The sequence below is a fragment of the Kribbella sp. NPDC050281 genome, assembly GCF_040655855.1.
In the GTDB taxonomy this organism is placed as follows: Bacteria; Actinomycetota; Actinomycetes; order Propionibacteriales; family Kribbellaceae; genus Kribbella.
In genome coordinates this window covers 64116-76346 of the sequence record NZ_JBFAKS010000004.1, presented here as the reverse complement: position 1 = coordinate 76346, position 12231 = coordinate 64116, and the positions used below count along the sequence as shown (strand labels likewise).

Sequence of the window (12231 nt, the reverse complement as noted above, 5' to 3'; positions counted from 1 at the left end):
GCGGCTGGTCGTTACTTGCGGCCCTGGATGGACATTGCTTGTTCGTACTCGTGGCGGATCGCGTCGCCGCTTGACTTGCGCCAGTTGGCGACGGCCTTGTCCCAGTCCGAGAGATCGGAGCGGCCGAGCTGGATCTCCTTGGTGAGCGCCTCGAAGTCCTTGTCGGCGACCTTGCCCTTGGTCGAGTCGGTCGGTGAGTAGAGCCCGTACGTCGGCTGCAGGATCGCCGTGGGCAGGATCGTCTTGAGGTGGCCGTAGGCAACGTCGACCGCCTCGGGGTGGCCCGGGAAGTAGACCGGATATCCACCGTCGGACAGGTATTGGATCGGGAACTCGCCCAGGCAGACCTCACTGCTGCCGGCCTCGGTCAGGACCGGGTCGGTGCCCTTCAGCGTGTAGTGCCGCCCGGGCAGGCCGAACTTGCGGAACAGATACTCCTCGGTCCCGAACGGCGCGGCCATCCAGTTCAGCACCCGCAACAGCATCTTGGTCCGCTCCGGCGAGCTGGGCCGCATCGCCGCGATCGAGTTGTTCGGCGACCCCAGCAGGAACCGCCCGACCTTCCCGGCGCTGTCACGCACGACCGGCAGCGCGATGGCGAAGTTCTTCGCGACGGCGCGGCGGTAGAAGCTCTGGATGGACGAGTAGGTGTCCTGCGTCATCACCGCCGAGCCCTGACTGAACCAGACCTTCTGGTTGTTCTTCGCCACCCCGTCGGGATGGATCAGCCCGTCGGCCTGCATCTTCGTGGAGATCGCGAGCATCTCCTTCTGCTCCGGGAGCTCCCGGCTGTGCACCAGGCGGCCATCACGAACCTCCCAGCCGTTCGGCAGCCCCAGCATCGCGCTCAGCGCCGCCGCGGGTGGGGTCGCGAACGCCCAGCGGTTCTTCTTCCCGTCCGTCACCGCCTTGGCAACCTTGTTCAACTCGTCCACGGTGGGCGAGCCGAGCTCGACACCGAGCTGGTCGAGCAGGTCCTGGCGGGCCAGCAGCAGGTTGGACGACATCACGCCGCGCTGGATGGGGACCGCCCGGATGCCGCCCGAGAACACGCACCCACGCCACGAGTCGGCCGACAGGTTGGCCAGGAACGGGTACTCCAGGATCGCGTCACCGGACAGGTATTCGGTCAGGTCCTGGGCCCGAGCCTCGAGGAACTGTGGCAGGTAGGAGAACTTGCCGTCGACGTTGAACAGATCACCCAGCGTGTCTCCTGCCACGGAGGTCGCGAACTTGTTGGTGTAGTCGGAGCCGGTGGCCGAAGTGATGGTCAGGTCCAGCGGTGAACCGATCCTGCGGTTCAGCTCCTGCCAGTACGGATTGCGATCGGCGGTCGGCGGAATCGGGTTCGACGTCGGCACGCTGCCGGAGATGCCTTCGCCGTCTGCGGGCGCGCCCTCGGTGACCCGGGTCGGATCGGCCGGGAACTGGTAGAAGCAGTCCGGCATCAACGGATGGCTCCGGGGCAGGTCCGGCTTCGGTCCGTCGAACGGCTTGTACGTCGGCAACGCGACCGGCTTGTTCAAGGCCGCGATGTCGGTCGATCGCGTCACCGTGGCACAACCGCTGAGGCCTCCGGCAGTGGCGGCCGCGGCCAGCGATCCACCGAGCAGCGTTCGTCTGCTGATCCGTTTGCTGCTCATGGTCATCCCTTCACCGCCCCGGTCAGCATGCCCTTGGTGAAGTGCCGCTGGAGGAACGGATAGACGATCAGGATCGGAACCAGGGAGACCACCAGGATCGCCATCTGGATCGACTCCTGTGGCGGAAGCTGGTCGGCCGATGCTCCACCGAGATCGCCACTGCTGAGCTCGGTGTTGTTGATGACGTAGGTCCGCAGTACCAGCTGCAGCGGCCACTTGGCCGTGTCGTTGATGTAGAGCATCGCGTTGAAGAACGCGTTCCAGTAGCCGACCGCGTAGAACAGGCCGATCACCGCGAGGACTGCCCGCGACAGCGGGAGGACGATCGACCAGAAGATCCGGAAGTCGCCGGCACCGTCGACCCGGGCCGAGTCGATCACCGACGCCGGGATACTCATGAAGAACGAACGGAGCACGATCACGTTGAAGCCGTTGATCGCGGTCGGCAGGACCAGCGCCAGCAGCGAGTCGAGCAGGCCGAACTCCTTCACCACCAGGTAGTTCGGGATCATCCCCGGGCTGAACAGGATGCTGAACAGCACGATCATCAGGATCGGCCGCTGCCCGAACGAGCCGGGCCGGCTGAGCGCGTACGCCAGCATGGTGGATCCGGCGAGACTGACCAGGGTGCCCCCGAGGGTGATCACGAAGCTGACCAGCAGTGCCCGTTGCACCACACCGCCGTTGAAGATCGCCCGGTAGGAGCCCCAGTTGATGCCGTCCGGCCAGAGCACGAAGCCGCCGGAGTTGGTGACATGCGCCTGGCTGGCGATGCTGGTCGAGATCACTCCGATGAAGGGGATGATCACCACCGCGCAACACAGCACCAGCACGATGCCTTTGAGTGCCCGGGTCGGGATCGTCGGCACCTCGTCGATCGTCGACCGCCGGGTACCGGGCGGCCGGATGAGATTCGTCTGGGTACTCATGCTTTCTGGTACACCCCCGCCTCGCCGAAGATGTGTGCGACCTTGTTGGCGCCGATCACCAGGGCGACGCCGAACAGACCCTTGACCAGACCCACCGCGGCCGAGACTCCCCATTGGCCGGCCAGTACGCCGTTGTTGTAGACGTAGGTGTCGAGGACTTCGCTGGCCGGTCTGCCGACCAGGTTCTGCTGCAGGATGATCTGCTCGAAGCCGACGGTGAGCGAGTCGCCGAGTCGCAGGATCAGCAGCAGGATGATCAACCCGCGGATCCCCGGCACGGTGATGTGCCACAACTGCCGCAAGCGCGACGCTCCGTCGACCCGGGCCGCCTCGTACAGCCCCTGATCGATCTGCGTCAGCGCGGCCAGGAACAGGATCGTCCCCCACCCCGAGTCCTTCCAGATCACCTGGCTGGTGAGCAGCGCGATGAAGCTGTCCGGATTGCCGAGGAAGTCGATCGTGTCGATGCCTCGGGCCCGCAACGTGTTGTTGATCAGGCCGCTGCCGCCGAGGATCTGCTGGAAGATCGCGATCACGATCACCCAGGACAGGAAGTGCGGCAGGTACAGCACCGACTGCACGACGCGCTTGATCCGCTCCGACAGCAGGCTGTTCAGCAACAGGGCCAGCGCGATCGGCGCCGGAAAGACGAAGATCACCTGGACCAGCGTGATCAGCAGCGTGTTCTTCAAGGCGTTGAGGAACTCCGCGTCACCGTTGAAGATCACCGCGAAGTTGTCCAGCCCGACCCAGGCGCTGCGTCCGAACGGAACGAACGGCAGGTATTCCTGGAACGCGATCAGGTTGCCGAGCAACGGCAGATAGTGGAAGGCGAGCATCAAGGCCAGACCGGGGATCGCCATCAGCAGCAGAACCTTGTCCCGGCGAGCTCGCGCCCACCAGGACAGCTGCTGGCCGCCGGCGGGCGGTGCGGATCTCCCGGCGGTCGAGGTGCCCGGGGGTCCCGAGTCGGTCGGCCGCGCTTGATCGATCACCATGGTTTGTTTCGTTTCGGGGCTGAGGATTTCGTCTGCTCGAGCCACGCGACACTCCCTGCGTCGTCGGTGAACATCGCTCTCCCAGTGGGAGAGCGCTTTCCGTTCCCCCCTGTTCGATGCTGTCGTGTTTTGGGGAGTGGCGCAGCTCCAGCCGGAGAGTCATCCGCGAATCGGTTCGACCCGCTGCGAATCGGCAGCGCGTCAGCGGCTCAAAAGTGAGCGCGGCTCAGGGCCGGTGGTGCCAGCGGGGTTCGACGTCGCCCTGCCGGGCCAGGTGTTCCAGGTGTGCGCGGGCCATCCGGACCGTCTGGAGGTTGATGCCTCCGTAGTTGCCCAGGTCGGTGCCGATGACTGTCGCCAGTTCACGGACCGTGAGCGAACCCTTCGTCCGCAGGAGTTTCACGGTCAACGCTTCGACCTCAGCCACCCACTCCAGGCTCTCGGTGATGCGTTTGCGACCGGCATCCGAGTCCAGCACGTCGCCATGCGACGGAACGAGGGCGTCGAAGTCCAACTCCAGCAGGCGATTCAGTCCGCCGACGTACCGATCGACGTCGGTGTAGAGCGGAGCCAACCAGGTGGAGCTGTCCAGGTAGGGCTGACCGCGGCCTTGCACATCGTCGAAGGAGAACAAGGTTCGCGACGACTCGTCCAGTACGGCGATATGGCCAGGACTGTGGCCACTCGTCGTCATGACGCGCAGTGAGCGATCGAGCGGAAGGTAATCGCCGTCGCGGAGCAGTACGTCGACCCGAACGCGCTCGTCGAGCATCTCGAGCAGGTCCGAGCGTTCGGCCGGCGACAGGTCCATGGCGGCCGGATCCGAGCCCCACAGCTCGGTCAGCAACAGCTCGTTGTCCTCCAGCCAGCCCACCTCCGCCGCCGGAGCGGCCACCCGCGCACCACTCGCCCTCTTCAGTACGGCGTTCCCACCCATGTGATCCGGATGCGCATGACTGTTGACGACAAGGGTCAAGTCGGCCAGCCCGAGCCCCAGTTCAGCCAACTCGGGTGCAGTCGCAACCTCCGGGGTGGAGGCGATCCCTGCGTCGAGCAGCACGAGCTCGGAGCCCGCGTCGATCACGTGCAGCCACAACGGCAGCCCGCACACATGCGGGTAGTCCGTCGCCAACCGATGGATTCCCGGTGCGATCTCAACGGGCACAGCTCACCGTCCTTCGAAGTCGCCGGTACGACGCTCCGCGAAGGCCGCACGGCCTTCGGCTGCGTCGCGGGTGCCGAGAGCAACGGCCTGCAGCTCACGCTCGTACTGGATGGCCTGTTCGAGTCCCATCGACCACGCGGCCCGCAGGTTCGCCTTGGCCGCCTGTGCGGCGATCGGTGGCCGGGCAGCGATCCGGTGCGCCAACTCGGTGGCAGCAGGCAACACCTCGGAAGGCGGCAGCACCTGGCTGACCAGCCCGATCCGCAGGGCCTCCGCGGCGTCGATCGGATCACCGGTCAGCAGCATCATCGCCGCATCGCTGGCCGGCACCGACGCCGCGAGCAATGCGGTCACGCCGCCACCACCGATCCATCCGAGCTTGATCTCGGCGGCGGCGCAGCTCGCCGACGACGACGCCAGCCGGATGTCGCACGACAGCGCCAGCTCGAGCCCACCGCCGTACGCGTAGCCGTTGATCGCCGCGATCACGGGCGTACGCAGAGCGCGCAAGGCGTCGCAGTAGTCGCGGCGGTTCCGGAAGTGCCAGGGGCCGTCGTACCGGTCGAGTTCGCCGATGTCGCTGCCGACGGAGAAGGCGCGGTCGCCCGCACCGGTCACGACGACTGCCCGAATCGAAGGGTCCTCGTCGATCTTCGGGATCAGCTCGAGCAGTTCTGCGCTCATCGAACGGGTCGCCGCGTTCAGCTTGGCCGGCCGGTCGAGCGTGAGCAGCCCGACGTACCCGTCCTGCTCGAAGGCGATCCGGCCGTCATCCATGACTCACGCTCCGGTAGTCGTCCTCTATCCGGTCGACCGCAGCCCCCGGATCACTGGCGTCGGCCAGCAGCTCCCGCACCCGCTCCGACAGTTCGTCCTGGAACGCGATCCACCCGTCGAACCGTGGCCGGATGTACGACGTCGTGAGCGTGCCGAGCGTGGCCGAGTAGTGCCCGTTCCACGCCTTGTCCACCACGTCGGACGCCCACACGGCCGCGGTCGCCGACTGCCCGCCGACCGTCGACACGACATCCAACTGAGTGCTGACGTCCAGCAACCCACGCACGTACTTCGTCACCGCCAGGACGTGTCGATAGGCCCGCGGAGTCACAGCCAGTCCTGTCCCACCCAGCGTGCTGTTGGCCAGTCGGTCCGACGGCCGCAACCGCGGCGCTGCCGACCAGGCCAGCGGCTGCCGGTCCTCCCCGACCGCACCGTAGTACGCATAGCTGTACACCAGCGGACAGCACACCAGCTCGTTGCTCTCAGCAAGCAGCTCATGGATCCCGATCGGATCGAGCTCCGCCAGACTCCGATCACTCCGCTGCCACACCGCGCGTAGTACCCGGATCGCCTCGACCGCTCGATCCCGATCGAGCAACCGAGCCCCAGTCCGGTCGCCGGCGAGTCCGAGCAACATCAACCCGGCATGCGGCCCAGCGACACACAGTACGACGCCCGGCGTCTCCAGTACGTCGGACCAAGTCGCCGGCGGCGTGGTCAGCCCGTCCAGCCGATACAGACACGTCTGCGTCGCCGCATCGATCGGTAGCGCCCATCCGTACCCGTGCAACCGATAGCTGTCCCACGTCGGCTCGACCGCCCGCGACCGCCACACCTTCAGATCCCGCGCCGCGAACACGTCCTCCACCGGCAGGATCGCGCCCGCCTCGACGGCCGCCCCGAGCCCGGGATGATCGACCACGAGCAGGTCGTACTTCTCGGCCAGCTCAGCCAACGGCGTGGACTCGAACCCGGACAACGGCTGCCGATCCCACACCACCTCTACGCCGGACTCGTCGAACGCCTCCAACGGCCGGTAGCCACGGGGGTGATCCCAGGTCAGCCCGCGCAGTTGCACGGTCACGGCGAAACCACCGCGCCTTGCTGGAGCAACGCCTGCCGCTGCTCCGACGACAGACCCAGCTCGGCGAGCAGCTCATCGGTGTGCTCGCCGACGAGCGGTGCAGGCCGACGTACCTCCGCGGGCGTCCGGCTGAATCGATACGGGAACCCCGGCGTCGTCACTGCGCCCTCGGTCGGATGCTCGTACGTGACGAACGAACCGTTGTGCAGCACCTGCGGATCCGAGCGTACGTCGGCGTACGACAGCACCGGCCCACACCAGACACCGCGCTCGCGCAGCTTGTGCAACCAGTGGTCGGTCGACTCCCGCCGCAACGCGTTCGACACGGCCGCGGCGATCTCGTCGCGCCGGGTGAAGCCGTCCCGTTCCGCATCCAGCCCTGCCAGCTGCGGTGCGTCCAGCACCTCGGCCAGCACCGGCAAGTTGGCGAACGCCAGCGAGAGATAGCCGTCGGCGGTCGTGAAGATGCCGTACGGCGCACGGATGTAGCTGTGCGCGTGCACCTCGTCGGACCTCGTCTGTGGAATGCCGCCGACCGTGTGCACCGACAACTCCTGCATCTGCAGCGCGATCACCGCGTCCAGCATGTTGACCTGCACGAACTGCCCCTCGCCAGTGCGTTCGCGATGCAGCAACGCGGCCAGCACCCCCTCGAAGGCGCTGTACGCCGTGACCGCGTCGGCAAGGAAGTACGGCGCGGCGACCGGCGGCTCGTCCGGACGACCGGCGCTGAACAACGCACCGCTCATCGCCTGGACCAGCAGGTCCTGTCCCGGCCAGTCGGCGTACGGACCGGTCTCGCCGTACCCGGAGATCGACACATAGATCAGGTCGGGCTTCAGTGCGCGCAAGGTGTCGTAGTCCAGGCCGAGCCGGGCCGCGACGCCGGGCCGGTAGTTCTGCAGGAACACGTCGGCCGACTTCACCAGCTCATGGACCACCTCGCGACCCTCGGCAGACTTCAGGTCGACTGCGAGGCTGCGTTTGTTCCGGTTCAGCGACAGGAACGACGCGTTCACCTCGTTCCCGGTGGCGCCACCGGCAGCCGTATGCCGTTGCCATTCGCCGGTCACCGGCTCGACCTTGACCACGTCCGCGCCCAGGTCGCCGAGCCGCATCGCGGCCAGCGGTCCGGCCATCGCCACCGACACGTCGAGGACGCGGTAGCCGTCGAGAATGCTCATTGGGCGGTCCATCCCGCGTCCACCGGCAGGACGGCCCCGGTGATGAACGACGCGTCGTCACTCGCCAGGAAGGCGATCGCGGACGCGACCTCCGACGGCTGTCCGATCCGGCGGAGCGCGTGATGCCGGTCGACCATCACTTGCATCGCGCCCGGATCATCCGCGCCGCCGACCTTGCCGTTGCGGATCAGCGGTGTGTCGATCAGCCCGGGCGCGACGCAGTTCGCGCGGACGCCGGCCCGGCCGTGATCGAGCGCCATCGCGCGGGTCAGGTTCTCCACGCCGGCCTTCGCCGCGCAGTACGCCGACCGGTTGCGCTCGCCCACCGTGCCGATCGCGGAGGAGATCGTCACGATCGCCCCGCCGCCCTGCTCGACGAACCGAGGCAGTACGGCGCGGCAGGAGTTGTAGACGCCGGTCAGATCGACATCGAGGATCGTCTGCCACTCGTCGGGCGAGGTGTTCGGGACGGTGTCGCACACGTCGACCCCGGCCGCGCTGACCAGGACGTCAACGGCGTCAAGCGATGCGACCAGCTGAGCAGTCCCAGCGAGGTCCGTCACGTCCAGTTCGTACCCCCGCCCGCCGACCTCCGAGGCGACCTTCGCCGCGGCGTCGCCGTTTCGGTCACACACGATCACGGTGCCGCCCTCGGCGGCGATCCGGCGGGCGGTGGCCGCGCCGATCCCGGAGGCACCTCCGGTGATCAGCGCGACCTTGCCTGCAAACCGTTCCTTGTCCATGAACCTCAGGGCTTCTCGTAAGGGAAGGACGGCAGTACGCCGATCTGGTCGTACTGCATCCGGGAGTCGTCGAACCCGGGCTCCCAGCTGACGTTGGCGAACGTGTCGCACGGTCCCGCCGACGGCCCGTGGTACGGGTCGCTCTCGGTGTTGGTCACCTTGATGTCGGAGAAGGCGAAGGCACAGCCGCCGAAGTCCATGTGCACGCCGTACGGCTTGCTGTCCGGCATCGACGGATCCGCGTTCGCGTCGTCGATGATCAGCTGGGACACGGCCGCGTCCGGGGTGTACGGCGGCTGGTTGCGTACGCCGTACGCGTAGAACGGGCCGGTGTCACCGCTGTCCTGGGCCAGGTGCGACAGCCGCACGTGGTGGACGGTGTTGCCACTGGCGTAGTTGTCCGCGTTCGGGATCTCCGGCCGGGACTCGATGCTGATGCCGTACCGGGCGCCGTGCTCGACGACGGTATGACTGATCTCGTTGTCGCCGCTGTTCATGATCTCCACGCCGGCCGAGTCGCCCGGGACGAGCTCGCCGATGTGATGGATGTAGTTGTTCGTGAAGGTGTTGCCATGGGCAACGTCGCCCTCACCCGGGTAACCGCCCTCGACCTTGATGCCGTCGTTGCCGAGGTGCTCGAGCAGACTGTCCGACACCGTGGTCTTCTCGTTCGCGAAGAGCAGTTCGATCGCGGTGAACCCGGTCTGTTGCAGGTGCATCCGGGTCAGCTTGACGCCCCGGGTGTTGGTGAGCGTGATCGCGCCCCACCGGTTCCGCGGCAGCTCGATCTGGGTGTCGTACTTCGGGTACTTGCGCTTGAATCCCGAGTCACCGGTCTGGTTCCAGCCGTACCGGTACCACTCCATGAAGTCGGTGTGCTGGATCGTCAGCCCATCGAGGGTCAGGTTCTCCACCCGCCGGTTCGCGGACGCGCCGGCGATCGAGAACACCTGTGTCTGCGTCGGGCGCAGCACGTGTACGCCGTCCATCGTGCCGCCGGCCGGCTTGTAGTACAGCGTCTTCGCGGGGTAGTCCAGGTAGTACTCGCCGGCCTGGTCGAGCAGGCTCAACGAGTTCTGCACGAAGTACCGCGAGCCACCGCCGGAGTTGATGAAGCCGTAGCGCGCCGGGTAGACCAGCGTCGTCCGCTTCTTGGTGAAGTTGATGTCGAGCATCGGGATCGTGTCGGTGAACCACGACCACGACCCGCCCGACCACACCGTCACCTGCGCCGGCCATGACGTACCCAGACGCAGGTCCCACGACGGGTCGATGTCACCAGCGTTGAATCCGAGCTGGTCGCGCACCGCCTCCTTGGTCGAGTCGAACAGGATCGACCGCAGGTACGGCGCCCACGCGTCGTCGGCCTGCCGGTTCGGGTACCGCGCTGTGGTCGCACGCTTCCCGTCGACGTACAAGCTGTAGAACGGCTGGTCGATGTCGACCGGCGCCTTGAAGATCCCGTCCTGGTACGGCGTCCACCCGGTGACCTCCCGCGCCGCCTCGAACACCGCCTTCCCCGGCCCGTCCACACTCCGGTACGTCACCCCGGAGTCGCGATCGTCGAAGCTGATCGTCTTGTCGACCTGATAGGTCCCGGCCTTCAGGTTCACGACCGGCGCACACGCAGGCTTCGTGAACCGCAGAGTGTCGCGAGCATGCTCGACTGTCTTCCAGGGCTTGCGCTGCGTCCCCGGACCGGCATCGTTCCCGGTCGGCGACACCCAGAACGACTCACACTCGGCAGCCTCCTTCGGGCCGGCACCAAGCGCCGAGCCTGCGCCGACGACAGCAAGTGCAACACCAATGACCAAACCGCCAACCAGTCGCATCTCGCTCACCGCCCCGCCACGTCGTACGGGAAGCCGGGGAGGACGCCGATCTTGTCGTACTCCATCTTCGAGGCGTCGAAACCCTCCGCCCAGTTCGCGTTGGCGACCTGGTTGCACTGGTACGACTGGTACTTGTCGTCGGTTACCTGGCCGACCTCGATGTCGCTGAAGCTGAAGCCACACCCACCGGCGTCCATGTGCACTCCCCGGGTTCCGCTGTCCGGCATCGACGCATCCGGGATCACGTCGGTGATGACCATCTGCTTGACCGTGTTCTGCACTGGATGCGGCTCCTGGTTGTCGACGCCGTAGGTGTAGAACGCGCCCATGTCACCGCTGTCCAGGCCGGTCTCCTCCAGCCGGATGTAGGAGAAGTTGTTGCCGGACGCGTACTGCTCGCCGTCGGTCACCTCCGGACGCGACTCCAGGCTGATGCCGTAGCGGGCACTGTGCTTCACGACAACGTGCGAGATCTCGTTGTTGCCGGTGTCCATCAGCTCGATCCCGGCCGCGTCGCCCGGTACCAGCTCGCCGACGTGGTCGATGTAGAGGTTGGTGAACGTGTTGTCGTGAGCGACGTCGCCCTCGCCCGGGTACGGGCCTTCGACCTTGATGCCGTCACCACCAATGTTCTCCAGCAGATTGTCGGCGATCCTCACGTGGTCGTTGGCCGACAGCAGGTAGACACCGTGGTAGCCGGTGTCGTGCACGTGCAGCCCGGTGAGGTCGACATTGCGGGTGTTGGTCAGGGTGACCGCGCCGTACCGGTTGCGGGTCATCTCGATCTGCCGGTCGTACTCCGGGTACTTGTGCTTCTGGCCGGAGTCACCGGCGCTGATCCAGCCCGAGCGGTACCACTGCATGAAGTCGGTGGCCGCGATCCCGAGTCCGTCGAACGCGATGTCGTGCAGCCGGCGCGCGGGCGAGACCCCGGCCAGCGACAGCACCTGGGTCTGTGTCGGGCGGAGGACCCGCTTGCCGTCCATCGTGCCGCCGCGCGGCTTGTAGTACAGCTCCTTGTTCGCCCAGTCCAGGTAGTACTCGTCCTCGGCGTCGAGGAGGTCGAGGGAGTTCTGGACGAAGTACCGGGAACCGGACCGGGAGTTCATCATCGCGTACCGGGTCCAGTAGTCCAGGATGACCTTGTTGTCCTTCCAGTCCGCGTTCTTGATCGGCACCGTGTCGGTGAACCAGCTCCACGACCCGCCCGACCAGATCATCAGCTGGGCCGGCCAGTCGGTGTAGCTGTTCAGGTTCCAGGTCTCGTTCCAGTCGCCATCGGTGTAGCCGACCTGGTCGCGCAGGGCCTCCTTCTCCGGCTCGATCAGGACCGACTTCAGGTACGGCGCCCATTCGTCGTCCGACTGCCGGTTCGGGTACCGGGCCGTGGTGGCCCGCTCGCCGTCGACGTACAGCGTGTAGAACGGCTGGTCGATGTCGACCGGCGCCTTGAAGATCCCATCCCGGTACGGCGTCCAGCCGGTGACCTCCTGCGCCGCCTCGAGCTCCGCCTTCCCCGGACCGTCCACGCTCCGGTACACGACCTTGTGGCCGTTCGACCCGGAGTCGCGGTCGTCGAAGCCGATCGTCTTGGCCACCGGGTAGGTGCCGGCCTTCAGGTTGACCACCAGGTCACAGGACATCCGCTGGTTCAGCCCGCGGGCCCGGATGGTGTCGCGAGCATGCTCGATCGTCCGCCACGGCTTGCGTTCGGTTCCCGGAGCCGCGTCGTCGCCGGTCGGCGAAACCCAGAACGCGTCACACTTGTCCTGCCCGGCCGCCGGGGCGGCGGCTCGCGCCGCCACCCCGCCGCCGAGGAGGAGCGCCGGAAGGGCGAGCCCGGCGATCACTCCACCGATGAATCCACGCATCT

Annotated in this window: 10 protein-coding genes; all 10 read right to left on the bottom strand. The window is 66.8% G+C overall.

Annotated features, from left to right (window positions below; all coding sequences use genetic code 11):
* Positions 1-11: 11 nt before the first annotated feature.
* The 10 genes from AB0I34_RS06175 to AB0I34_RS06130 all read right to left on the bottom strand — a co-directional run bounded on the left by AB0I34_RS06175 (position 12) and on the right by AB0I34_RS06130 (position 12229).
* A complete protein-coding gene (locus AB0I34_RS06175) occupies positions 12-1643 on the bottom strand; it encodes a hypothetical protein (RefSeq protein ID WP_360440239.1) in 1632 nt (543 codons plus the stop codon).
* Between the two features lie 2 nt (positions 1644-1645).
* The gene (locus tag AB0I34_RS06170; protein ID WP_360440236.1) at positions 1646-2572 is read right to left on the bottom strand and encodes a carbohydrate ABC transporter permease; all 927 of its coding nucleotides are present in this window, start codon (positions 2570-2572) and stop codon (positions 1646-1648) included.
* On the bottom strand, positions 2569-3570 hold the full coding sequence (locus AB0I34_RS06165; protein WP_360440233.1) for an ABC transporter permease subunit: 1002 nt from the start codon (positions 3568-3570) through the stop codon (positions 2569-2571). Before AB0I34_RS06165 ends, AB0I34_RS06170 begins: the two co-directional genes overlap by 4 nt.
* Positions 3571-3796: 226 nt before the next feature.
* Positions 3797-4735 carry an MBL fold metallo-hydrolase gene (locus AB0I34_RS06160; RefSeq protein ID WP_360440230.1) on the bottom strand — a complete coding sequence of 313 codons (939 nt, stop codon included), beginning with the start codon at positions 4733-4735 and terminating at the stop codon, positions 3797-3799.
* Positions 4736-4738: 3 nt separating this feature from the next.
* Complete coding sequence (locus tag AB0I34_RS06155; RefSeq protein WP_360440227.1) at positions 4739-5512, bottom strand: enoyl-CoA hydratase/isomerase family protein; 774 nt, start codon at positions 5510-5512, stop codon at positions 4739-4741.
* On the bottom strand, positions 5505-6599 hold the full coding sequence (locus tag AB0I34_RS06150; RefSeq protein ID WP_360440224.1) for a hypothetical protein: 1095 nt from the start codon (positions 6597-6599) through the stop codon (positions 5505-5507). The genes AB0I34_RS06155 and AB0I34_RS06150 overlap by 8 nt, the downstream gene beginning before the upstream one ends.
* On the bottom strand, positions 6596-7783 hold the full coding sequence (locus tag AB0I34_RS06145) for a CoA transferase (RefSeq protein ID WP_360440221.1): 1188 nt from the start codon (positions 7781-7783) through the stop codon (positions 6596-6598). The genes AB0I34_RS06150 and AB0I34_RS06145 overlap by 4 nt, the downstream gene beginning before the upstream one ends.
* Positions 7780-8526, bottom strand: coding sequence for an SDR family NAD(P)-dependent oxidoreductase (locus AB0I34_RS06140; RefSeq protein ID WP_360440218.1), 747 nt, complete (start codon positions 8524-8526; stop codon positions 7780-7782). Before AB0I34_RS06140 ends, AB0I34_RS06145 begins: the two co-directional genes overlap by 4 nt.
* A 5-nt stretch (positions 8527-8531) precedes the next feature.
* The gene (locus tag AB0I34_RS06135) at positions 8532-10358 is read right to left on the bottom strand and encodes a right-handed parallel beta-helix repeat-containing protein (protein WP_360440215.1); all 1827 of its coding nucleotides are present in this window, start codon (positions 10356-10358) and stop codon (positions 8532-8534) included.
* Positions 10359-10363: 5 nt separating this feature from the next.
* Positions 10364-12229: a right-handed parallel beta-helix repeat-containing protein gene (locus AB0I34_RS06130; protein WP_360440212.1), complete on the bottom strand. Its 1866-nt coding sequence runs from the start codon at positions 12227-12229 to the stop codon at positions 10364-10366.
* Positions 12230-12231: the final 2 nt, after the last annotated feature.